Annotated in this window: 23 protein-coding genes and 2 tRNA genes; 12 read left to right on the top strand and 13 right to left on the bottom strand. The window is 60.8% G+C overall.

Annotation, left to right across the window (positions count from 1 at the left end; all coding sequences use genetic code 11):
- On the bottom strand, positions 1 to 227 hold a 227-nt coding region (locus YWU_RS0111965; protein WP_027020658.1), incomplete at its 3' end, for a transposase.
- Position 228: 1 nt separating this feature from the next.
- Between YWU_RS0111965 and YWU_RS18465 the strand changes: the two genes are divergently transcribed.
- The 3 genes from YWU_RS18465 (at position 229) to YWU_RS16685 (ending at position 1,256) form a co-directional block, all read left to right on the top strand.
- Complete coding sequence (locus tag YWU_RS18465) at positions 229 to 396, top strand: hypothetical protein (RefSeq protein ID WP_205618334.1); 168 nt, start codon at positions 229 to 231, stop codon at positions 394 to 396.
- 68 nt (positions 397 to 464) lie between these two features.
- On the top strand, positions 465 to 593 hold the full coding sequence (locus YWU_RS18825) for a hypothetical protein (RefSeq protein ID WP_276201928.1): 129 nt from the start codon (positions 465 to 467) through the stop codon (positions 591 to 593).
- Positions 594 to 641: 48 nt separating this feature from the next.
- Positions 642 to 1,256, top strand: coding sequence for a hypothetical protein (locus tag YWU_RS16685; RefSeq protein ID WP_051260327.1), 615 nt, complete (start codon positions 642 to 644; stop codon positions 1,254 to 1,256).
- Between the two features lie 71 nt (positions 1,257 to 1,327).
- On the opposite strand, the gene YWU_RS0111950 is transcribed toward YWU_RS16685, so the two are convergent.
- On the bottom strand, positions 1,328 to 1,987 hold the full coding sequence (locus YWU_RS0111950; protein ID WP_027020657.1) for a response regulator: 660 nt from the start codon (positions 1,985 to 1,987) through the stop codon (positions 1,328 to 1,330).
- Positions 1,988 to 1,996: 9 nt separating this feature from the next.
- Entirely contained in the window at positions 1,997 to 3,241 is a 1,245-nt protein-coding gene (locus YWU_RS16680; RefSeq protein ID WP_051260326.1) for a sensor histidine kinase, read from the bottom strand.
- 167 nt (positions 3,242 to 3,408) lie between these two features.
- Here YWU_RS16680 and YWU_RS17690 point away from each other — a divergent pair, with 167 nt between their 5' ends.
- Together YWU_RS17690 and YWU_RS16670 are read left to right on the top strand one after the other, a co-directional pair.
- Positions 3,409 to 4,047 carry a hypothetical protein gene (locus YWU_RS17690; protein ID WP_156892832.1) on the top strand — a complete coding sequence of 213 codons (639 nt, stop codon included), beginning with the start codon at positions 3,409 to 3,411 and terminating at the stop codon, positions 4,045 to 4,047.
- A 92-nt stretch (positions 4,048 to 4,139) separates the two neighbouring features.
- The gene (locus YWU_RS16670) at positions 4,140 to 4,835 is read left to right on the top strand and encodes an alpha/beta-hydrolase family protein (RefSeq protein ID WP_084142150.1); all 696 of its coding nucleotides are present in this window, start codon (positions 4,140 to 4,142) and stop codon (positions 4,833 to 4,835) included.
- A gap of 20 nt (positions 4,836 to 4,855) precedes the next feature.
- Here YWU_RS16670 and YWU_RS16665 read toward each other — a convergent pair whose 3' ends face one another.
- The 4 genes from YWU_RS16665 to YWU_RS0111915 all read right to left on the bottom strand — a co-directional run bounded on the left by YWU_RS16665 (position 4,856) and on the right by YWU_RS0111915 (position 8,640).
- A complete protein-coding gene (locus tag YWU_RS16665) occupies positions 4,856 to 5,701 on the bottom strand; it encodes a GDSL-type esterase/lipase family protein (RefSeq protein WP_051260323.1) in 846 nt (281 codons plus the stop codon).
- A 286-nt stretch (positions 5,702 to 5,987) separates the two neighbouring features.
- On the bottom strand, positions 5,988 to 6,839 hold the full coding sequence (locus tag YWU_RS16660; RefSeq protein WP_051260322.1) for a GDSL-type esterase/lipase family protein: 852 nt from the start codon (positions 6,837 to 6,839) through the stop codon (positions 5,988 to 5,990).
- A gap of 181 nt (positions 6,840 to 7,020) precedes the next feature.
- The gene (locus YWU_RS16655; protein ID WP_051260321.1) at positions 7,021 to 7,839 is read right to left on the bottom strand and encodes a GDSL-type esterase/lipase family protein; all 819 of its coding nucleotides are present in this window, start codon (positions 7,837 to 7,839) and stop codon (positions 7,021 to 7,023) included.
- A 198-nt stretch (positions 7,840 to 8,037) separates the two neighbouring features.
- Positions 8,038 to 8,640 (bottom strand): PPA1309 family protein, encoded by a 603-nt coding sequence (locus YWU_RS0111915; protein WP_051260320.1) that lies wholly within the window; start codon positions 8,638 to 8,640, stop codon positions 8,038 to 8,040.
- Positions 8,641 to 8,797: 157 nt separating this feature from the next.
- Here YWU_RS0111915 and YWU_RS0111910 point away from each other — a divergent pair, with 157 nt between their 5' ends.
- Positions 8,798 to 11,749 (top strand): UPF0182 family protein, encoded by a 2,952-nt coding sequence (locus tag YWU_RS0111910; RefSeq protein WP_276201927.1) that lies wholly within the window; start codon positions 8,798 to 8,800, stop codon positions 11,747 to 11,749.
- Between the two features lie 160 nt (positions 11,750 to 11,909).
- A tRNA-Met gene (locus YWU_RS0111905) sits at positions 11,910 to 11,986 on the top strand.
- 232 nt (positions 11,987 to 12,218) lie between these two features.
- Here YWU_RS0111905 and YWU_RS16650 read toward each other — a convergent pair.
- The gene (locus tag YWU_RS16650) at positions 12,219 to 13,496 is read right to left on the bottom strand and encodes an MFS transporter (protein ID WP_169718914.1); all 1,278 of its coding nucleotides are present in this window, start codon (positions 13,494 to 13,496) and stop codon (positions 12,219 to 12,221) included.
- Positions 13,497 to 13,885: 389 nt separating this feature from the next.
- A complete protein-coding gene (locus tag YWU_RS17685) occupies positions 13,886 to 14,497 on the bottom strand; it encodes a TetR/AcrR family transcriptional regulator (protein ID WP_027020654.1) in 612 nt (203 codons plus the stop codon).
- 143 nt (positions 14,498 to 14,640) lie between these two features.
- On the opposite strand from YWU_RS17685, the gene YWU_RS16640 reads away from it, so the two are divergent.
- The 4 genes from YWU_RS16640 (at position 14,641) to YWU_RS18680 (ending at position 17,757) form a co-directional block, all read left to right on the top strand.
- Entirely contained in the window at positions 14,641 to 16,272 is a 1,632-nt protein-coding gene (locus YWU_RS16640) for an MDR family MFS transporter (RefSeq protein WP_338025291.1), read from the top strand.
- 87 nt (positions 16,273 to 16,359) lie between these two features.
- Positions 16,360 to 16,433, top strand: a tRNA-Met gene (locus YWU_RS0111885).
- A gap of 166 nt (positions 16,434 to 16,599) precedes the next feature.
- Positions 16,600 to 17,136 (top strand): acyltransferase family protein, encoded by a 537-nt coding sequence (locus tag YWU_RS18685; protein WP_240484130.1) that lies wholly within the window; start codon positions 16,600 to 16,602, stop codon positions 17,134 to 17,136.
- Positions 17,137 to 17,139: 3 nt separating this feature from the next.
- On the top strand, positions 17,140 to 17,757 hold the full coding sequence (locus YWU_RS18680; protein WP_240484129.1) for an acyltransferase family protein: 618 nt from the start codon (positions 17,140 to 17,142) through the stop codon (positions 17,755 to 17,757).
- On the opposite strand, the gene YWU_RS0111875 is transcribed toward YWU_RS18680, so the two are convergent.
- From YWU_RS0111875 to hisN, 3 genes are all read right to left on the bottom strand, one after another.
- Positions 17,754 to 18,953, bottom strand: coding sequence for a DUF3500 domain-containing protein (locus tag YWU_RS0111875; protein WP_051260328.1), 1,200 nt, complete (start codon positions 18,951 to 18,953; stop codon positions 17,754 to 17,756). The two genes, YWU_RS18680 and YWU_RS0111875, sit on opposite strands and share 4 nt — an antisense overlap.
- Positions 18,954 to 19,031: 78 nt before the next feature.
- Positions 19,032 to 19,283, bottom strand: coding sequence for a hypothetical protein (locus YWU_RS16630; protein WP_051260318.1), 252 nt, complete (start codon positions 19,281 to 19,283; stop codon positions 19,032 to 19,034).
- A 96-nt stretch (positions 19,284 to 19,379) separates the two neighbouring features.
- Positions 19,380 to 20,171, bottom strand: coding sequence for a histidinol-phosphatase (gene hisN / locus YWU_RS0111865; RefSeq protein ID WP_027020652.1), 792 nt, complete (start codon positions 20,169 to 20,171; stop codon positions 19,380 to 19,382).
- A 42-nt stretch (positions 20,172 to 20,213) separates the two neighbouring features.
- Between hisN and YWU_RS0111860 the strand changes: the two genes are divergently transcribed.
- Complete coding sequence (locus YWU_RS0111860; protein ID WP_027020651.1) at positions 20,214 to 20,873, top strand: membrane protein; 660 nt, start codon at positions 20,214 to 20,216, stop codon at positions 20,871 to 20,873.
- 8 nt (positions 20,874 to 20,881) lie between these two features.
- On the opposite strand, the gene YWU_RS0111855 is transcribed toward YWU_RS0111860, so the two are convergent.
- Positions 20,882 to 21,751 (bottom strand): inositol monophosphatase family protein, encoded by an 870-nt coding sequence (locus YWU_RS0111855; protein WP_027020650.1) that lies wholly within the window; start codon positions 21,749 to 21,751, stop codon positions 20,882 to 20,884.
- Between the last annotated feature and the right edge of the window lie 34 nt (positions 21,752 to 21,785).

Below are 21,785 nucleotides of genomic sequence, written 5' to 3'. Positions count from 1 at the left end.
TCCAACAGCCGAATGCGCTTGCGCGCCTCCCGCAACTCAACCCCCTCGGCTCGGGTCTGCCCTGGCCGGTCACCGTCCTCCACCGCGGCGCGCTGCAACCATTTCTGCAGGGTCATCGGGTGAACGCCGAAATCTTTCGCAATCTGCTCGATCGTCACACCTGGTTCACGACTCCTCGCAACACGCACAACGTCGTCACGGAACTCTCGGGGATAGGGCTTCGGCACAATGACATCCTTCCAGCCCACCCTCCCGGGCAAGCCAACTCAGATGTCACCTACACGTGCAGCAGACCCCACCAGGCAGGAGGCGACGGAGTATTTCGATGACATGTACGCGGAGTTTTACGGCGTCGCCCCGCTGGTGGAGCGGAGGAGAAAAGGACTCTCTGAGTAGGACGATTGTGTTGTTGACTGGAGTTCGTACGTAACCGGTGCCGACGCTAATCCCAGAAAATGGGGTCTGTGAGGCATCGTTCCTTCTCGGTAGCATCCACCGGTATGTCGGTGGATGAGGGGAGTGGCTCCGGGAACGTCGTCGCAGTGGTGGCGTTCGCTGGCGATTCCAGGGAGCAAGCCACGGCGGAGGGCTAGCCCGATCGCATAGTGGTCGCGGAGGGCTCAGAGGACACAGGAGCCTCTGTGCTCAGCCCGCTCGACGACGATCCTCAGGCCCGCGTGGTGGTGAACACGAGTGGAGTCGAGTCGCACATCAATATTGCGAGTGTGAATAAATGGGCTGACGACGTCAACGCCCGCGAGGAAGTAGCCCTCGTTCGCAAATGTTGGACGTACCCGCCCAGCTATATCCGCGACCTTTATTTGGGCGATATCGGCCGATTGGCAAATCTGATGGGACAGACACCTGAGATGACCCAGGCTGGGCCGACCTGGAGGACGAACGCATTCGACGGAGACCAGGCGATGACCCCATGGGCTGAATCAGAGTCGAGTTACGTGTGCCCAGAGATCACCTATCCGGAGGACGGAGAATTCCGCGACGACCTGATACTGCATCGGGCGAAGCGCTACATTCTCCGTGAACAAGGCACTCCGATGAGCCCTAACGACATAGCGTCCGATTGCTGGTTGGAGTGCGAATTAGTGCGGGGAACCATCGCTAACAGCGATAAGGCTGACGCAAACGACATGGAAATCATGGCTTCGAGTGAGAACGAATGGACGGTGCGGGCTGGCAGCGTCACTATCGAGATGCATTACGAGCCCGGAATGACCTGTATCCATTCGGCTAACTGACCAGAAGGACTGCTTATCGGGAGTTGGCACCTGTAAGTGCCAACACGCTGCGAAGGGTCCGCCTGGAGCGGCTACACCACACCATTTTCGTACGCGTACACCACAGCCTGCGCCCGGTCACGCAAGACGAGTTTCTGCAGCACCCGCCGCACATGCGTCTTCACCGTCTCCTCAGAGATGAACAAAGCCTCAGCGATCTCTGCGTTGCTCCGTCCGGTGGCAATCTGTTCCAGCGTCTCCAGCTCTCGCGGAGTCAGAGACGCCAACTCCCTGGGAGCGCGCCTGGTTCGACGGTGCGAACGCTTGGACACTGCCTCCTGGATTAGCCGTTTGGTCACGGTTGGAGCCAGCAATGCCTCGCCCTCCACCGATTGCCGCACCGCACGGATTAGTTCCGTCGCCGGCGCATCTTTGAGAAGGAACCCCGAACATCCCAACCGGAGGGCCTCGTAGACGTAGTCATCCAGATCAAACGTTGTGAGCATGATGATCTTTGGAGCTGGGTCGAGTCCAAGCCTAAATATCTTTTCCGCAGCCTCAAGGCCGGTGAGTTCGGGCATGCGGACGTCCATGAAGACAACGTCGGGAAGCAAACGCGGAACGCGTTCTACCGCCTGGGCGCCATTCTCCGCGTCGCCGATGACGGTGATGTCCGGTTGCGCGTCCAGCAGCGCGGAGAAACCCTGGCGGACCATGGCCTGGTCGTCGGCGATGAAAACGGAGATGGTCATTGACTCAGATTAAACCCGTCCGCCGCGGCGAGGGCGCAAGGGGACCGACGCGGTAACGGAAAACCCGCCATCTGCTGCGGGAAGTGCGGTGAAGCTACCGCCAGCAGCCTGGGCCCGAGCAGACATTCCCTTGATTCCTGAGCCACCACCGACCTCAACGTGGGGGAGTGAACCGGCAACGGCAGGACCATTGTCGATCGACATGTCTGCAGTGTCGTTGCCAACGGTGATGGTGACCAGCACCGTTCCGCCAGGTGCGTGGCGCGCAGCATTGGACAGCGACTCCTGCAGGATGCGGTAGAGAACAACCCCTGCAGTTTCGTCGACGGCACTGAGGTCCCCGTCGATGGTCCATGTGATGTCGACGCCAGCAGACCGGGCAGCGGTGAGCGTCGGCTGGATTTGGTCCGCGCCGACGGGGGCCTCGGGCCTGGTCTCCGCGTCAGTGCGCAGAACCCCAAGAAGTCCGCGGACTTCGTCGAGGGCGGTTCGCGCGGTGTCCGCCAGCGAATCGAACTCCGCATGGATCGCAGGTGTCACGCCTTGCAGCCGGTACGGCGCGGACTGGGACTGCACCACGATCATGGACATCTGGTGCGCGACCACGTCGTGCAGGTCCCGAGCCAAACGGTTGCGCTCCTCCGCGAGCACTCGAAGCTGGTTTTCCTCCGAGGTCCGCGCAGACTCCTGTGCCAAACGCGAGTATGAGCTGGCCAATTGCTTACGCGAAGCCACCAACCATCGCACCAGCAGGAAGAACACCGAGAACCACACCACGCCGATGGCCCAGCCCACACCGACATGGGGGTTGAACAACTGCAGCACCACCGTTGCCGCACCGATGATGGCCGCAGTTCCGGAGGATTCCTTCAGCAGAACTGCCGCGTAGACCACAGCCATCGCCAGATGGAAGGTGACCGGCCAGTCGAGATCAAATCCATGGTGCGTATGAAACGGCACCATGAGAAGCGAGGCGAATGCCACGATCATCCACGCGTACCGCGGTGGCTTGAAATACAACAAGATTACCGGCAACGTTCCCATGCCAGCCAAGATCGGAGCGATCACTGCCGGCACAGAATGGGTGAGGAACATCGTCGGCCAGGCAATGGTGAAGAGCAGCAATCCCACGAATGCCAACAGAATCAGTAACCAGTACCGGGAGATGACTGCTCGCCGGAATTGACGGACCTCGCGTCGGTCGTTACGGCGCTCAGCGCGCCGGGCTCTGCGTTCTTGCCTAGTCGTTCCCATGACAGTGAACCGTAGCGGCTTCGACCCTCCGGCTTTATCCCTCGGAAGAGGGATATGCGCCCACCTCTGCCGGGGGATGTGGCCCCCGCTGTCACCGCAGCGCAGCGCTGGTAAACCACCTTTTAGCGTGACGACGCCCTCGTCCACACCCCCATACCTTTCCCACCATGATCAACAATGAGGGTGCGGGAGCGGTAACAACGGACGTCGCGGTACTGAGCCCGTCGACGACGATGACTGAACGTTTCCGCACGGGTGTAGCCAGGCTCGCAGTGCTCGTGATGGTGGGTGTGACCGCGATGTTCGCAGTGCAATTACCCGCCGGTGCATCGAACGTTGAAGTCGCGCCGGGTGGTGCCGTAGCGGCCGCCGAAGCATTGGTAGCAGGGGAGAGTGGGAACGCGTTTGTCTCTCGTGACGTGGTCAGGGATATCGGTTATCGCCCCGGCATCGAGGAGGACCGGGCCACGAACATGACCGGGGATTGTTCATCTCCCGTGCCGCTGCCAGGCTCTTTCGACGCGGCCTGCAGGACCCATGACCTGGGGTATGACCTGCTTCGCGCAGCCGATGATCGTGGTGAGCAGATTCCAGCTACCCTTCGACCGGGCTTGGACCGGGAGATGCGGGACCAGGTGCTGAAGTCATGCCCTGAGGCACGCGAGATTTCCGACGGTGGGGAAGGCTTCTCCGTTGAAAGGCTGCGCTGCCAGACCGCGGCGCACATTGCTTGGGCGGGCGTCGCGGTGAACACTATCCGCCAGGGAAACGGAGCACCGGTGGAGGAGCCGTGGCTCCCATGGTGACCGCGTCTGTGTACCGAGTCGTGACCACCTGGACGATGGCCTACCTGGGCCTTTGCCTGGTGTAGTGGTCGCTGGATAGTGGGCCATGGTCAATGACACCCCGGGATATTCTCACCGAAAAATCTCCATATGGTGCGGTGCGAGTATTTGGTGAGGATTCTTCTCTGAGCCAGCCTGCGTTGGCTGAACACTCCGTCAACGCCTTGGAAGAGGCCGGCGGTTTGGACGGGAGCATCATTGTCGTTGCACTGCCGACAGGCTCCGGTTGGGTGGACCCAGACCAAGTTGAGGCTTTAGAACAGTGGGCAGGCCGAGACATCGCTACGGTGTCGATGCGTTACTCACATGCCCCGTCGGCTGCTGTATTTTTGCTCAATCCTCAGATGGCGAAGAACTCAGCACATGAGTTGTTGCGCACTGTTGTGGAGCGAGTGGAAGATCTACCGGAGGGCCATCGCCCAAAGATCATTGTGCACGGACAGAGCCTGGGCGCTATGGCAGGTGCGGCGGCAATTTCGGCACAAAACGAGGTCGAATCGATCGCGGTGTCTTTGTGGCAAGGAATGCCGGGTGGTGATCGTGGAATCGATGATGGCGCCTGGTGCTCAATATCGGTGGTCAATTCTGATGACCCCGTGGCTCATCTGACCCCTGCGCTCTTGGGCGACCCCGTGAATCTGTGGAACACACTGTCAGCACTGCCGGGCGCCGCTTCGTCAGAGTCTGGGTCCGGACACAGCTATGCGCCGGTGTTTCCACCGGCGCATTGTGTGTCGAGCTCTGCGTGAAAAGTTCCGTGCGAAGGGAACTACCAGCGGGTGTGGTACGTCGCGACCACGTGATCAGCGAAGAACTTTGAACCGGTGTGGGTGAGGTGGTTCGGCATGTTGTACTCGCCAACATTGTCGTCGATGAATGCCGAGACCAGGCGGCCCTCATCGCCGCACATTCCAACGTTGACGTTGGCTAGTTCCTTCATATGCAGGAATTCGGTGCCGGTTTCCAAGGAGGCACGGTACTGACGGGACTCGAGATTGTCCTCGTATACCTTCACCGGTGCTGCACCGATGCGCGGGGCGAAGCCGCCGACGTTGATCGGGCAGGCGACGTGCGACGGATCGGCACTGATGAACTCGGGGTAGCCGACGAAGAGGATGCGCGCGTCCGGGGATACGGAGCGGACCTTGTCGACGGCGATCTTCGCGTTGTCGATGAAGAGTCGGTCCTGGATCTCGTTCGGAGCCCAGAAGGACTGCATTGCGTCATTGGCACCGAGGAAGAACGTGACGAATTCAGCGTTCTGCAGGTCGCCCTGGTTGATGGCGTGGTCGACCTGAGTGAGGAAGGTGCGCTCTGGGGTGTTCGGCATGTACGAGACCATGCCGTTGCAGGAATAATCCTTGAGGTTCAGCCCGAGCTGACCGGCGATGTGGTTGCCGACGTTCTGTCCCGACTGCGGGCATCCGCCACGGCCGATGCGCTCCAGGTCGTTCACTGCGTCAGTCGCGCCCGGGTTTGCGGGGAAGGAGTCGCCGAATGCGACGTAGTCTCCGGGAGTCGCGGTAGCGGAGCTGATGCCGAAGATGGTTGCGCCGACAGCCATGGTGGTGGCTGCGACGGCGGCCGCAGCGCGACGGAACACGGACTTCTTCATGAGTGTTGGATCTCCAGTGTGCAGGGTCGGTCGGAATGTTCATTCGCAACCGTTTCTTTACTTATTCGTTATGAAACCCCCTGTGGGGTCACTTCGTCAACTCTTAGTTCGTCGATTTCCCTTGGCGCTGCGTTGCGCTGCAGCTTTTGTCGAAAGATATGGTCAACAAACGTTCTTGGCCGACTAGCGGCGGTGTGAAACGTGGGCCTCGAGCTGAAAATCTCCCCGTCTCCAGGAAGTGGGGAGAGGGGGAGTGGGTGCTCAGATGTGGCTCCGCAGTGTCTGATTAGTCGCGGAAGCGCATTCCGGACTGGTCGACGATAGCCTGAGCGAACTCGATCGAACCTGCGTGGGTGAGGTGGTTGGTCATGTTGTACTCGTCGACATTGTCGTCGATGAACGCTGACACCAGGCGGTTCTCGTCGCCGCACATGCCGACGTTGACGTTGACCCGCTCCTTCATGTTGAGGAACGTAGCGCCGGATTCACTGGCTGCGCGCCATTGGCGGTGCTGGAGATTATCTTCGTAGACCTTCGCCGGAGCTGCGCCGATGCGCGGGGCGACGCCGCCAACGTTGATCGGACAGGCTACATGTGACGGATCAGCGCTGATGAACTCCGGATATCCCACGATCATGACCTGGGCCTGCGGAGATTCCGCCTTTACGCGGTCGATGGCAGCTCGTACGTTGTCGACATACAGCTGGTCCTGCATCTCACTCGGAGCCCAGAAGGATTGCATTGCATCATTGGCACCGAGGAAGAACGTCACCAACCGTGCTCCCTGGAGATGGCCCGACGCGCTTGCGTTGTCGATCTGGGTCAGAAGAGTTCGCTCCGGTGTGTTCGGCATGTACGACACAGTCCCGTTGCAGGACCAGTCGTGAAGTTCGAGACCGGTCTGCCAAGCGACGTGGTGGCCGACATTTTGAGCCGACTGCGGACAACCGCCGGCGCCGATGCGTTCCCATCCGTTCGCAGCGTCGGTCATGCCGGGGTTGGCAGGGAAGGAGTCGCCGAAGGCGACGTATTTTCCAAGTGCTGCCGAGGCGGTCGCAGCTCCCATGACGGAGGCTCCCACAGCCATGGCGCTTGCTGCGACCATAGCGAGTGTGCGGCGGACGGTGTTTTTCTTCATGGGAGGGCTCTCCTGCTGCGGCGTGACGAGGTCCAGGTTCTGCGCCAAAACTCTTTGTGTTTGGTATGGAACCTTGTCATTGCCTTTAAGTCAATACTCAGACTTGCTGTACCAGTGGGGATTAGGTCCAGCACGCCGCCGGCGACTGGGCCGGCGATGGTGAGAGAACCCCGTGCTTGCCTTAAGAGTTGTAGGCCTTCACAATCTCGTTCGCGAAGACGTCTGAGCCGGTGTGGGTCAGGTGAACCGGCATGTTGTACTCGCCGACATTGCTGTCAATGAAGGCGGAGACGTATCCACCCTCAGTGGCGCACAAGCCGGCTTCGACGTTTGCGACCTGCTTCATGTCGAGGAACTGGACTCCGTTGGCCTCGGCAACCGCTGCCTGGCGGTCCTGCAGGTTGTCCTCGAAGAACTTCACCGGACCAGCAGGGACGTGAGGGGCAAAACCGGCGACGTTGATCGGGCACGTGATCTGGTTCTCGGTGCCGATGAATTCCGGGTAGCCCACGATGACGATCTTGGCGTTGGGGGCCTCGGCGCGGACCGTCTCCACTGCCTGGTTCATGTTGTTGAGGTACAGATCCTGCTGGATCTGGCTCGGAAACGGGAAGGACTGCATTGCATCGTTGGCGCCGACGAAGAAGGTGACTAGGGAGGCGTCCTTCAGGTCGTTGTTGGCACGTGCTGCCTCGACCTGGGAAAGGAGGATCTTCTCCGGAGTATTCGGCATGTAGACCACGGTGCCGTTGCAGGAGTAGTCCTTGAGGTTCAAGGAAGTCTTCTCCCTGACTTTGTGCCCGACGTTCTGGTGGGAGACCGGGCACATCTTTCCTGCGACCGCGTCAGTCTGTCCCGGGTTCGCCGGGAAAGAGTCGCCGAAGGAGACGTAATCGTTCGTCGCGGCAGTTGCAGCAGTTACGCCGAAGATGGTGGCGCCTACTGCGGTTCCGGAAGCGATAACGATGGCTGCGGCACGACGGAGGAAGGACTTCTTCATGGGGGGGATCTCCTGCGGTGAGTTCACGGGGCTGGCCGGAAGGCGTACAGGGGCGCAGGACAACCATTTTCGTTTGTTATCGAACCGTGTCTTAACCGCTAAGTCAACTCTCAGGGGAGAATTTTCTCTTGCCCATGCGCCCCCAAAGCTAGTGGGCATGCGGTTTTTTGGCTGCTGAAGAAGCTGTGAAGCTTGGGATTAGAAGTCGTCAATATTCTCGAAAGTCGAACGCAGAGCGGCGATTACACCAGTGGCCAGACCGGTTCCGTCACGGAGTTCGATGTTGTCTTCAGCGAAGGGTCCACCCTCTGCAAGCTCCTGCTCAGTGGGTCGGGGCTGGATGAGGGTTAACTCCGGGCCGTCGTCAAGCACGCCTGTAATCAACCTGGCCTGGCGAGCCAGGCCGGACTTCGTGGAAGCGCGAACTTCTTCAAGGGCGAGGTTGTCCAGCGATCCCTCGTCTTCCGGAGCCACGACCAGGATCTCTTGGCTCAGAACTGCACCCACGACGCCGCGGGGCCAGCTAGTGCGGGAGATGAACTCCGCAAGTTCGGGCGAACCGCCGTCGATTCCATCAGGAAGTTCCTCCTGTGCAACAAGCGTCAGCGGCGAGCTGTCCAGCAAATCCGGGTCCAGGAAATCTGCCACCAATCGGGTGGGGACCAGTGCGAACAGTGCCGGACGCGACTCCCATCCTTCGCTGTGGACGTGGTCGACGACTTCTCGCACGGCCCGGTTCAGGGCCTGCGGGGTCAGTTCGTTGGAAAGGTCGCCTTCGAGGTTGTCGGCGTAGTCAGACATAAATAAGTTCGCTCCGGGTGAATCTGAGATTGAGGGGACCCGACATGACTCTGCGGGTCTTTTCCCTAGAATAGGGGATTAACCCCCTGTAAACCCGCTTCCTCTTAGGAGCTCTTAGGTGACACCAACTCCACCCTCAGCTGGCGGTAAAGCCCGAGTGAGGCCCGGAAGGCTTGCCATCGTCGTCACGATCATCGTCGCACTGGCGTTGTTCGTGCCTTTCTTCGTCAGTCTTTATTCAGACTTTAAGTGGTTCGGCGAAGTCGGCTTCAGGAACGTGCTTGGCACGACCTGGCTGATCCGAATCGCGATGTTTGTTGCAGTCGGCCTTGTCGTCGGCGGCCTGGTCTTTCTCTCTCTGTTCCTCGCATGGCGCAGCCGACCGCCGATGGACCCCACGCTGGATCCGCGCAGTCCGCTTGCCGCTTACCGTCAGATCGCCGAGGCCGGATCAAAGCCGGTCCTCATCGGTATCCCGATCCTGTTCGGTCTCTTCTCCGGCCTGATTGCCCAGACCAACTGGGAAATGGCCGCGATGTTCTTTAACTCGCAGTCCTTCGGTGAGTCAGATCCGCAGTTCGGCATTGACTACGGCTTCTACGCTTTCCAGCTCCCGTTCCTGCGCTACTTGCTGGACACCATGGTTCTCGCAGTCATCGTGGCGTTCCTCGCCGCACTGGTAACGCAGTACCTGCTCGGCGGCATTCGCGCCGGCAACCCGTCTACCGGAGAGCGCGTCGGAGTCTCTCGTGCAGCCCGTGCCCAGCTCGCATGCTGGGCCGGCGTGTTCATGCTGCTCAAGGCAGCTAGCTACTGGGTTGACCGCTACGACTTGCTGGGTAACCAGCAGGATACCTTCACCGGTGCTTCGTACACCGACATCAACGCACTGCTCCCGGCGAAAATCGTGCTGCTGGTCATTTCGATCATCGTCGCTATCGCTTTCTTCGCCGCAATTTTCCTGCGCAACCTGGCTATCCCCGCGATGGCTACCGTTCTGATGCTGGTCTCCGCCGGTGCTATCGGTGTGGCCTGGCCGATGGCCGTCGAGCAGTTCTCCGTGAACCCGAACCGTGCCGAGCGTGAGCGCGACTACATCGAGCGCAACATTGAGGCGACCCGGTACTTCTACGGGATCACCGACGACAATGTGACCATCGAGCGCAACTGGGGCGGCGAACCCGAGGAAGAAGCTGACGACGTTGCTGCGGCTGAGGAAGGCGCTGAGTCGATCGCCTCCGACGCCAGCACCCTGTCGAACATCCGCATCCTCGACCCGGAGGTCCTGCCCCCGACGTTCACCCAGCAGCGTCAGCTCAGGAACTTCTACGGCTTCCCGGACGTGCTCAGCGTCGATCGCTACGAGGTCGATGGCGACATGCGTGACTTCATCGTCGCGGCCCGTGAGCTGAACCCGAACAACCTCCAGGGCAACCAGTCCAACTGGGTCAACCGCCACACCGTGTACACCCACGGCAACGGCATCATCGCTGCCCCGGCTAACCGGGTCGACGAGGTCGCTACCGAGGCCGGTTCCGCTCGAGGCGGCTACCCGCTGTACACCGTGGCCGACTTGTTCGAGTCTGAGGACCCGAACGGCATGGATCTGAACTTGGAGCAGCCCCGTATCTACTACGGTCCGCTGATCTCTGACTCGGAGGCGGACTACGCCATCGTCGGTGGCAATGACTCCGACGAGAACTTCGAATACGACGCCGACGGCCGGAACTACACCTACACCGGTGAAGGCGGAGTCGGCATCGGCAACTACTTCGCTCGTGCGATGTACGCGCTGAACTACCAGGAAATGAACGTCCTGCTGACGGACCGCATCGGTTCGGAATCGAAGATCATCTACAACCGCGATCCGCGAGACCGTATCCAGCAGGTCGCACCGTGGCTGACCACCGACTCGCAGACCTACCCGGCTGTGGTCGACGGTCGCATCAAGTGGATCGTCGATGGCTACACCACGCTGGAGGACATGCCGTACTCCCAGCGCACCAGCCTGCAGGAGACGACCCAGGACTCCCTCAATCCGGACGGAACCCCGCGTCCGCTTCCGAACGAGGAAGTTAGCTACATCCGTAACTCCGTCAAGGCTGTCGTTGACGCCTACGACGGAACCGTTGACCTCTACGAGTTCGATGAAGAGGATCCGGTGCTGAAGGCGTGGGAGGGTGTCTTCCCGGACGTCGTCACGCCGAAGTCTGAGATCTCCGATGAACTGATGGAGCACCTGCGCTACCCAGAGGATCTGTTCAAGGTCCAGCGTGAGCTGATGGCTCGCTACCACGTCACCGATCCGGGCGTCTTCTTCACCAACGACGCCTTCTGGTCAGTCTCCTCCGACCCGACCTCCACCAGCGACGAGGATTTGCCGCAGCCGCCGTACTACGTTGTCGCAGCTGACCCGATCACCGGCGAGCCGAGCTTCCAGCTCATCTCCGCCTTCCGTGGTCTGGAGCGTGAGTTCCTCTCTGCCACGATGTCCGTGTCTTCTGACCCGGACACCTTCGGTGACATCTACATCCGCGCCCTGCCGACGAACACCCAGACTCTGGGACCGATGCAGGCGCAGGACACCATGATGTCTGCCGGAGCAGTCGCCCAGGAGCGCACGCTGCTTGAGGGCACCAACGTGGTGACCAACGGTAACCTGCTGACGTTGCCGGTCGGTGACGGAGAGATCCTCTACGTCGAGCCGATCTACACCCAGCGTCGTGATCAGGACACCGCCTTCCCGAAGCTTCTCCGTGTGCTCGTTGAGTACCGCGGTGAGGTCGGTTACGGCGCCACCGTCGCGGAGGCTCTGAACCAGGTCGGTATCGACTCTGACGCGGTTACCCGCATCGAAGGGGACCCCGTCGAGGAGCCAGACGACGAAGAGGCTCCGGACCAGGAAGCAGCTGGCAGCGACGATGACGACGCCAGCACCGGCGGCGGACAGGTCGACGAGGCTGCTCGTGATGCTGCAGTCGACCGAATCAACAGCGCACTTGACCGCCTGAACACTGCGCAGTCCAACGGTGACTTCGCGGCTCAGGGCCAGGCACTCGCCGATCTCGACCAGGCGGTCCAGGACTACCAGTCCGCGAACGGCCAGTAAGAAAGTACGACAGTGGTTTACAGGGAAGCGCAGGGAAGTAACGAGGTTTCAAAGACCTCTTTCTCTGCGTGACCTGCGGGTTGGCTCTGGCAGCGTGATGCTGTTAGAGTTTCCTCCTGTTGGTCATCACGACCGACAGGCGCTGTGGCAACACAGTTGACGCGGGGTGGAGCAGCTCGGTAGCTCGCTGGGCTCATAACCCAGAGGTCGCAGGTTCGAATCCTGTCCCCGCTACCACGAACGAAAACCGGCCGCAGATGAAAATCTGCGGCCGGTTTTCTCGTATTTTGAGTCCCTCGCTGGTCCACCGACGCCCTTTCCATGGGAGTCGGTGGCGCACCAGTGGAAGGTGGCGAACTAGCGGCTGGGCTCCTTCTCTGGGGAGTTCGCCGGCATGATGAACATCAGGGCCCAGATCACTGCAAAGGCGCCTGAGATAGTCCACAGGACACCAATGAACGCCTCCCGGTTAAGCGCTGCATCCGTCGTTCAAGAACACCAGCCCGGTCAAAGCCGTCCCGAGGGCCATTCCCAGGTGGATTGAGGTATTGAAGAGACCAGAGGCGGATCCTGCGTCTTCGTGGACGACGTCGTGCAGCGATAGGTCGGCGAGTGGTCCGCCGATCGCGCCAAAAGCGCTTCCGAGCATGATTAGCGGCAGCGCCATGAAAACCATCGTCAGATCTGCTTGCCAATGTGCGATCACAACGACGAACACGATCACTGCAGCCGCTGCGAGAAGCGCAGCCGCCTGCGGTAGTCGGCGCCCGAAACGTCCTGCGCTCTGGACCGCCACCGCCACGATCACTCCGATGAGTTCACCGGCGGTGAGGAGGACGAATGCGACGGATGCCTCGAGAGTAGTCATCCCCAGTCCGGTCTGAAGGAAGATCGTGAGCGTGATGAAGAACATTCCGGACAACACGCCAAACACCAGTTGTGCAGTGAGGCCTGCAGAGAATCCGCGGTGAGAGAACATCGACAACGAGATCGTCGGGGCATTGTCTTGGCGTCCCTTTTGCTGAATGACGAACTCCGCAATCGTGCCAATCCCTGCTAGAAGAAGTGCGAAGGTCCACAGCGGCCAGCCGTGCTGCGCGCCTTGGGTCAGCGGGAACACGATGAGCACGACAGCGAGGGCGGACAGGAACATGCCGAGGAAGTCCGGGCGCTCAGGGCTTTCCGACGTCGACTCCTCGATGAAAAGTCGGCCCAGCACTAACACTGCTATGCAGATGGGCAGGTTGATCAAGAAGATCGATCGCCAGCCCAAACCGAACAGGTCAGGCTCCAGCAGCGCTCCACTGAGCACCGGGCCAAGCACGGCCCCGATCGTGAGGATCGCTCCATAGAGGCCGAATGCCTTGCTCCGGGCCTCGCCGCTGAAGGTGACGTGAATAGTCGCGAGGACCTGCGGCAGCATGATCGCGGCACCTGCGCCCTGCAAGACGCGGGAGGCCACAAGGACCTCAGGATTAGGCGCGATTCCGCACAGTAGCGAGGCGACGGTGAAGATGGCGGTGCCAGTGAGGAATATCCGACGACGCCCGTAAGCGTCTCCGAGGCGACCCCCTGTGACAAGTCCAACGGCCAGTGCCAACGAGTAGCCGACGGTCAGCCACTGCACGGCTGCAGGTCCGGCTCCGAGGGTGTCCCGCAGAGTCGGGACGGCATTGAGCACGATTGAATGGTCAATCGAGTTCATCAACTCGGCGACGAGCACCACGGCTAGGACGATGCGGGCCACCAGTGGAGTGGAACGTAATGGGCCCAGGGTGCGGGAATCTACCTCGGGATGTGGGGATGACATTGAAAACTTTCCTGATTCATTGAATCGGGGAGTCCGCCGAAGAACGCCCGGGGGAGCTGCAGAAACACGAAAATCCCAGGGCAGTCGGCAGAGCTGCACCCGGGATTGAGAACGACAAAGCGGGGCGAGTGACAAGGCTCAGGCCAATGCAACATCCGCCCCTAGACATGGTCGGGTAGACTGATGTGGGGAAGGCGGACGGCTAGAAGGCCTGGGTCACAAAGGACACCTCGCTGAAAAGTGGGTTCATCGCTGGCGGCACCTACATTGCGATCGTGGCCCGCCAAAAATCATGGTGGACATTAGCCGCCCCAAGAGGTCCTAGGCTAATTAGCCTCATCAGTTTTCGGAGCCGGGGAATCCGTCAGCACCCGTTCCAGGGTGGCATGCGTCCGTTGCATGATCTCTTCCATGCTGAGGCCGCCATCCTTTGCAGACATTCCCATGAACCGCATCGCCCCGCCCAGCAACTGCGTGACCATCGCGGCCTCTGCGGCGCGGTCTTCCTCTGTTGATTCCGGTCGTTGGTGCTCAAGCCGTAACCCGATGATCTCTTTGAGTTCCGCCTCAAGGGCGCCGAATCGCTCGGTCTGTTTCCCGATGAGCGCGGGGGAGTGGGAGATCACCCGGATCCGCTCGTCGATAGGACGAGGGCCCGGTGAGGTGGCAGGCCAGTGGATGAGTGATAGGGCGTCGAGAAGCAAAGAGTCGTCCGAGAGGACGAAACGCCGAGAGGCTTGCTGGTCGATCTGAGGCAAGTCGCGGCCAAGGACCGCATCGTCCTTGGTGGGGAAGTAATTGAAGAACGTGCGTTGGCTGATCCCCACCTCACCGCAGATCATGTCGACGGTGACGTTGTCGTAGCCGTGCTTCAGCATCATGTCGAGCGTGGCCTTTTCAATGGCCGAGGCAGTGGCTTCGCGTCCGCGTGGAGGCAAGATTCATCAACTCCTGATCGATCGTTTCAGTATGTCATGCGCGACATTTTGCACTTTCAGCACCCTTAGGTGCATAGTATGTATCTCAAATTACAGTGACTGTAAACTAGGCTGCGGGAACAGAACTAACACCAGGAGTTCCTTTGTCCACCACCACTAACGGGCCGATGCTGCTGACCCAGCGTCGGATCTGGATCATCTTCTCGGCGCTCATCGCCGGCATGCTCTTGGCCAGCCTCGACCAGACCATCGTGTCCACCGCCATGCCGACGATCGTCGGTCAGCTAGGCGGCGTCGATCACCAAATGTGGATCACCACCGCATACCTGCTGGCCACGACGATCGTCATGCCGATCTACGGAAAGCTTGGCGACGTGGTCGGCCGACGCTGGCTGTTCATCACTGCAATCGGACTGTTCACCCTGGCGTCCGTGGGATGCGCATTTGCTGACGATTTTTGGACCTTCGTCATCTTCCGCGCCATGCAGGGTCTCGGTGGCGGCGGCATGATGATCCTTTCGCAGGCGATCATTGCCGACATCGTCCCGGCGTCTGAACGAGGCAAGTACATGGGCCCGCTTGGCGCGATTTTCGGTCTCTCTGCTGTTGCAGGCCCGCTCCTCGGTGGCTACTTCGTGGACCACCTAACCTGGCGCTGGGCGTTCTACATCAACATCCCGATCGGGATCATCGCACTGCTCATCGCGTTCTTCGCTCTGAGCCTCCCGACGAAAAAGGCCTCCAAGCCCATCGACATCCTCGGCATTCTCACGCTGTCTGTTGCCACGACCTGCCTCATCTTCTTCACGGACTTCGGTGGCGACGGAGAGCATGGCTGGTCTTCGATGCTCACCTGGGGCTTCGGTATTGGCTTGGTTGTCGCTGTCTGCCTGTTCATCCTGGTCGAATCCCGAGCCACTGACCCGATCATCCCGCTCTCCCTGTTCCACAACCGCATCTTCGTGATCACCGCCTCGATCGGCTTTGTTCTGGGTATCGCCATGTTCGCTGCCGTCGGATTCCTTCCGACATTCCTGCAGATGGCATCCGGAACCTCTGCCGCAACCTCAGGTCTGCTGATGATTCCGATGATGGTTGGCCTCATGGGTACATCCATCTGGTCCGGCATGGCGGTCAGTCGTACCGGGCGGTACAAGAAGTTCCCCATTGCGGGCATCATCATCGCCACGCTCGCAGTCTTCGCGCTCACGACGCTTGCCGCGACGACCCCGATCTGGCTGATCTGCGCCTACCTCTTCGTTTTTGGCGCAGGTCTTGGTTTGGTCATGCAGATCGTGGTCCTCGTCGCTCAGAACTGCGTTCCCTCGGACCAGCTAGGAACTGCGACCAGTACAAACAACTACTTCCGTGAGGTGGGCTCCGCACTTGGCGTTGCTGTGTTTGGAACTCTCTTCACGACTTGCCTGACCGAGCGGCTTTTTGAAGTGTTTTCCAGTTCGGGTCTCGACGCCTCCGACGCACCCGCCGCTACCTCCACTCTGGATCCGCAGGTCATGAACCAGCTTCCAGACACCGTCCGCGACGGCATCGTCAACGCCTACGCCGACTCCCTGGCCCCTGTGTTCTGGTACATCATCCCGTTCCTCCTCGTGGCTCTTCTTCTGGCTTTCTTCGTCAAGGAAATTCCGCTGCAGACCGATTCTGGTCTGGTTGACCGAGGTGAGGCTATTGGTGGTGAAGAGGCTGAGAGGTTGGAAGCAGAACGTCGGAAAGAAAAGCTGGAAAGCGCAGAGGTGCCGGTAAACGGCTCATGAACACCGATTAGCCAATCTGCCCGAGGCCCTGTTACAGTTACCTCTTGTTGGTCATCGAGACTGGCACGTGCTGCTGAATGCAGTTGGCGCGGGGTGGAGCAGCTCGGTAGCTCGCTGGGCTCATAACCCAGAGGTCGCAGGTTCGAATCCTGTCCCCGCTACTGATAGAAGAGGTCGGACACAGACGAAAGTCAGTGTCCGGCCTCTTTTCTTGTATTTGTTCTGGAATATGTTTCAGGGGCTAAGGTGTGCACCGTGACTGCCGCACCTTTGATTAACAAATAGCCACGCACCGGTCTCGGTTTCCGCCCTGGCTCCGGTATTCGCTTGCCGGAACCGACCAGTATTCGTGCTCTGGCGGCGCTGGCGGTCTGCCTCTCCCATGCGGCGTTCTGGACGGGCCACTACACCGATGACTGGATTGGACGGGTCGCAGCGCGCCTCGAAGTCGGTGTGACTCTGTTCTTCGTCCTCTCTGGATTTCTGTTGTTCCGCCCATGGGTGCGCACATTGCTGGACACCTCCGGCGCGGAGCCGACGGGCACTGGAGAGTTGCCCTCTTTGCGTCGTTACGCCTGGCATCGGGCGAGGCGCATTTTGCCGGGCTACTGGATCACCGTCATCGCGATTTACCTCCTCGACGTGTGGCCACTGCCAGGTCTTGAGCCGGACGCCCCCGACAACGCCACGGGCTGGGAGGGCTTCTTCCGGACCATGTTCTTCTTGCAGTCGGCGGAGCTCGGTTGGTTCCACGCGGGCACCACGCACTTTTGGTCCATGGTCGTGGAGGTGGGCTTTTACCTGGTGCTGCCGTTTGTCGGCCTGCTGATCTGGTGGCTGGCCCGTGGTGTGTGGAGGCCGTGATTGGTGCTCGGCCTTGTCGTCGGGTTTGGTGTGCTGTCTCCGCTGTGGGCGATTCTTTCGCACCAGTGGGATGCGATGCCGTACATGGCGCGCCTGTGGCTGGTGGGGTACTTCGACTGGTTCGCCGCCGGCATGGCACTGGCAGTCCTGGCCTGGATGGGTGCCAGAGTTTCTGTCGCGTTCGCGTGGCCCCTCGCTGCGGCGTTTTTCCTGTTTTCAACGACCACGCTCGCTGGCCCCGCGACTCTCGTCCCGGACCAGCTCAGCGAGGCGCTGTGGAAAAACGTGCTCTACCTCGCCACCGCAGCGGCGATCATGGCGCCGCTGGTACTGCGTGAAAAAGAACCGCTTCCCGACGTCCCCATCCCCGGCGCCCGCTGGCTTCGACACCCTGCCCTCAATTGGGTCGGCGAGATCTCGTACGAGTTCTTCCTCATCCACCTGATTGTCATGGAGCATGTGATGCCCATGCTGGACTACAACACGTTCCAAGGCTCAACCTTTGGTGTCTTTGTGGTGACTTCGGCGATCACGATCCCGTTGGCGTGGCTGTTGCGTCGCTTCACGGATGTGATCACTCGGAATCCGGCCCCGCCGTCACCGTGGGGGAAGCGACTTTAGATCGTCGGCAGGTCACCCTGGTTGGGTATCTGCATGCCACCCGGACCACTCATGCCGGATGCCTCTTCTTGGGTTGCGCTTCCGGCGTAGTCATTGGACGGGTCACGGTAGATGGTGTGGATATGGCCCCAGCCGCCGGTGACCACGCCTTCGACGTCCGCACCCGCAGAGCACTGCTGATTCGAGAATTCGATGTACACGTCCGGGCCGGAGATCTGGAAGTAGATGCCGTCGCCAGAGGTCATGTCGTAGTCGGTTGCTCCGGACCAGTTGATGTAGGTGTCGTCGAGGGTTTCCTCGATCTCGGCCAGGGTCTGTGCGGTGGTCTCTGAGTCCGCGAGGCCGATCCAGTTGGAGATGACGTCGAGAAGCAATGTCTTTTGGTTCTCGCTCAACTCCGATCCTGTGAGCCCGGTACCTGTGGGGTATTCGCATGTGTCGCCTGGGGCGCACTGCAAGTTGGAAACTTCCTCCCCTTGGTACAGGGCGTTGAGCTGCTCGTTGCTGAGGCTGCCGTAAAAGGCGAAGGCGGTCTCGTACATCCCAGCCAGCGGTTGGACCTCCTCACCGGAGGCATTGGTGTACACCGCCGGTTGGGAGCCGAGATGGGTTGGCGCGAAAGTGATCTCGTCGCTTGATCCATTAATCGTGGCGTTCAGTCCAAGATGGTGGCCACCGAACTGGAGCTGCCACGCTGCGGAATCAGACGGGACGCCGAAGAACGCGATGTAGTACTGGCCTAGCGAATCTTCGGTGGAGTCGCTGTTCTCCAGGAGGTATTGGTCGCCGTCCATGATCCCAGCGGCAGTCTCGTACCCGGATTCACTCAGCAGAGCTTCGAGGACAGCCATGGCGGCCTCGCGCTGGTCGTCGGTGAGGTCGGTGAGATTTAGGCCGGCGCGCTCGACGAAGGTGACAGGGAAGTTCGACCAGGAGGTCGTCTTGGTCTCGTCGCTGTAGTCGTAGAGAACGGCTTCGCGCTGCTCGTCCGTCAAAGTCTCCAGGAATGCCTGCGCTGCGGCCGCGGTATCCGAGATTGTCTCTGCGGTGGTTACGGCATCGCTTCCCGACGCCTCCATCTCCACAACCGTCGCCGAACTACCGGAGACAGCTTCGGTGGAACAGGCAGTGAGTGTGAGGGAACCGGCGACCAGAGCTGCGAGTGCGAGCCTGGCGGTCTTATGTGTTGTGCTCATGATGATCACGCTAAAACTGCGTGATCCCAGGCCCCTGGAAAGTCGCTGGGAGGTTCCTGTCAACGCTAAATCAGCAGATCAGCGCATTCGGGCGCGCTGCGCGATGCCCGTCAACGAGTCCAGATCGATGTCGCCGGAGTGGATGGCGCGCTGGAGCTTGTTGACCACAACCGGGCAGTTATTGCACCGGACGCGTTTCTGGCAGCACCGAGACTTCGGCGTCGCGGTGGCCATTCGGAGGCCAGCAAGCGGGGAGCGCGTCTCGGCGTCGTAACGGTCCAGGGGAGACCCATACCGTTCGATGCGTCGTGCGTGCCTGTGCTTGCTCATACAAGGTAGGTTAGCGCACCCTGCGCTCATGGCAAAGGTATTCCTTTAGAAAAGGTTCATGAATTATTCGCCAGCGCGTCGCCCGAGTTGGGTTGTTTAGCGCAGTCGGTTGAGGACTACGTCGTGAAGCGGTCCGTTCGTTGCTACAGCATCGCCCCCATGCGGTCCGTCTTCACCTGCGAACGAGGTGAATCGGCCGCCAGCCTCTTCGACCAGTACAGCCAGGGGAGCAAGATCCCACAGGGATACCTCCGGTTCAGCGGCCACGTCCACTGCGCCTTCGGCGACGAGGCAGTACGAGAAGAAATCACCATATCCGCGCAGCCGCCAAGCATCATCGGTCAGTGAGATGAGCTGCTCGCGCAAGCCACGGTCCTTCCATCCGGACAGAGAGGAAATCGCGATGGAGGCATCCGCCAGATCCGTTACTGCCGATACCGAGAGCTTCCGCTCGGAGCTGCGGCCATTCACGTTCGTTGACCGGAAGGCTCCCACGCCCGCAGACGCCCACCATCGGCGTCCCAAAGCCGGAGCCGACACCACACCGACGACCGGCTTGCCATCCTCAAGCAGTGCAATCAGCGTGGCCCACACCGGTACGCCGCGGACAAAGTTCTTCGTGCCGTCAATCGGATCAATAACCCACTGGCGCCCGCCGGGTACTGCGTCGCCGCCGAACTCCTCGCCGAAGACCTCATCGTCCGGGCGCTCATCGGCAAGAACCTCGCGCAGCTGCCTCTCGCACTCCAAGTCCGCGTCCGACACCGGGGTCAGGTCGGGCTTGGACTCAACTGTCAGATCGGAGGACTCGAAACGGGACATCGTGAGGGAATCAGCGACATCCGCGAGGCGGCGGGCGAGGGCGAGATTGTCTGCGTAAGAGGTCATGCGTGAAGCGTAGCGGTGGGCCGGGGCGTATTCTTGTCGACCATGCTGAGTGCCCTTGTTTTTGCGTTGATGGACTCCGTCAACCTCTTGTTGATCGGCGTCATCGTCGCACTTGGCGTGATGCTCCAGTTCGGCGTCTACCGCAGGGTCGTGTCGCTGCTGGTTTTCGGCTCGTGGTTCGGATTTCTCATCGCCGCGGTGCTGGTGTTCTTGCTTTTCGATGCCATCGGCGACCCCATCATCCGCCTCGTCGAATCCGCCCTTTTCGGCATTCTCCTCATCGCCACCGGTGTCGTCACCGGCATCCTCACGATCAGGGGCGGCGGCGGGGGAGAACCCTCTGCCCTGCAGCAACGACTGCTCGGTCCTTTGAAGACCGCATCACCGAAGACGGTCGGGATGGGTGTGGTGCTCGGCATCGCGCAGTCATTGACCTCGGTGCCGTTCCTAGGCGGTCTGGCTGTCCTGACCGTGCAGGTCCCGTCGGCCGGCATGCAAGCGCTCGGGTTGGTCCTCTATGCCTCGGTCGCGCTCAGCCTGTCATTCCTTGTCGCCGTGGCGGTGGGAGTGATCAGGCATCAGCCGAAATCGTTCCTCGGCCGGATGTTCACGAAGGCTCGCGAAAACCAAGCCACCGTCACTCGCGCGGCTAGTGGCCTGGTCTCGGTGATGCTGATCGTGATCGGCGTGATGAACCTCTGACTGTGGCCTTAGGGCTCGAGGACCTTCGCGACCTGAGCCACAGCCTCCGGGTGCCCGGCGATCCTCCAGCTGTCCACCAAGTCACCGGTTCCGCCAGCGCCGGCGACCAGTGCGTATCCCGGTAGCCAGTCCCACGGTGCGACGGTGCGCTGGAACCAGGCGCCGATCCGGCCGTCGGCGACACCGGCCATATCCAGCGACGCCGAACCGAGGGTCCGCCAGGTCGCGAAGATCCCGACTGCCTCAGCCCACCGCGACGTGATCGCCGCATCGACCGGCGAGTTTGGTGCATCACGGAAGTAGGTGCCATGGAGGTAGGTGCCCACGCTGATCTGCGAGGGGTCCGAACCGGAGAGAGGCTCCACCGCGACGGGCTGGCTCGGCCCAATGCCCAGCGTGTGGACCATCGTCGGCAACTCCGGCCCGCCGACCCAGGTCCGCCCGGACGAGGTCTGGTGCACCGCACCGAGAACAACCCGCTCCGGGTTGTTCACCGGTCCTTCAATAAGGGCAATGGCTGAGCACCAGTAGTCCGAACCGCTGGTGAAGTTGTAGGTGCCGTCGACCGGGTCGATGACCCACACCCGACCGGAGGTTCCGTCGGAGGATGAGCCTTCTTCGCCGAGGATGCCGTCGTCGGGACGCAGTTCTGCCAATGCGTTGACGACAAAATCTTCCGCCGCACGGTCCGCTTCGGTGACCACGTCAGAGACGGAGGTCTTGAACTCAGTACCGAGTCCTTCTTCGCGCATGTGCGCGGCCAGAGAAGCGGCGCGGGTCACCAGGAAGACGGCGACCTCCACGTCGGTGAGGTCCGGCGATTCAAGGTCGAAGTCGAGGTCGAAAACGCTGGCCGGGATGCTCGAGTCGTTGGTCATGCGTCCCATTGTGCACGGCGGCACGGGGCCTCCG

Source organism: Corynebacterium sputi DSM 45148, from assembly GCF_000427865.1.
Taxonomy (GTDB): Bacteria; Actinomycetota; Actinomycetes; order Mycobacteriales; family Mycobacteriaceae; genus Corynebacterium; species Corynebacterium sputi.
Note: the sequence above shows the minus strand (reverse complement) of the source record. Positions and strands in the feature narration are given on the sequence as shown.

Bases quoted from the DNA above. Each gene is read 5' to 3' on its own strand.
- YWU_RS16665 (WP_051260323.1), bottom strand. From the start codon at position 5,701: ATGAAGAAGTCCGTGTTCCGTCGCGCTGCGGCCGCCGTCGCAGCCACC.
- YWU_RS18465 (WP_205618334.1), top strand. From the start codon at position 229: ATGACATCCTTCCAGCCCACCCTCCCGGGCAAGCCAACTCAGATGTCA.
- YWU_RS16630 (WP_051260318.1), bottom strand. From the start codon at position 19,283: ATGAGCAAGCACAGGCACGCACGACGCATCGAACGGTATGGGTCTCCC.
- YWU_RS16670 (WP_084142150.1), top strand. From the start codon at position 4,140: ATGACACCCCGGGATATTCTCACCGAAAAATCTCCATATGGTGCGGTG.
- hisN (WP_027020652.1), bottom strand. From the start codon at position 20,171: ATGACCTCTTACGCAGACAATCTCGCCCTCGCCCGCCGCCTCGCGGAT.
- YWU_RS0111855 (WP_027020650.1), bottom strand. From the start codon at position 21,751: ATGACCAACGACTCGAGCATCCCGGCCAGCGTTTTCGACCTCGACTTC.
- YWU_RS0111950 (WP_027020657.1), bottom strand. From the start codon at position 1,987: ATGACCATCTCCGTTTTCATCGCCGACGACCAGGCCATGGTCCGCCAG.
- YWU_RS0111860 (WP_027020651.1), top strand. From the start codon at position 20,214: ATGCTGAGTGCCCTTGTTTTTGCGTTGATGGACTCCGTCAACCTCTTG.
- YWU_RS0111915 (WP_051260320.1), bottom strand. From the start codon at position 8,640: ATGTCTGACTACGCCGACAACCTCGAAGGCGACCTTTCCAACGAACTG.
- YWU_RS16655 (WP_051260321.1), bottom strand. From the start codon at position 7,839: ATGAAGAAGTCCTTCCTCCGTCGTGCCGCAGCCATCGTTATCGCTTCC.
- YWU_RS17690 (WP_156892832.1), top strand. From the start codon at position 3,409: ATGATCAACAATGAGGGTGCGGGAGCGGTAACAACGGACGTCGCGGTA.
- YWU_RS0111875 (WP_051260328.1), bottom strand. From the start codon at position 18,953: ATGAGCACAACACATAAGACCGCCAGGCTCGCACTCGCAGCTCTGGTC.
- YWU_RS16660 (WP_051260322.1), bottom strand. From the start codon at position 6,839: ATGAAGAAAAACACCGTCCGCCGCACACTCGCTATGGTCGCAGCAAGC.
- YWU_RS16680 (WP_051260326.1), bottom strand. From the start codon at position 3,241: ATGGGAACGACTAGGCAAGAACGCAGAGCCCGGCGCGCTGAGCGCCGT.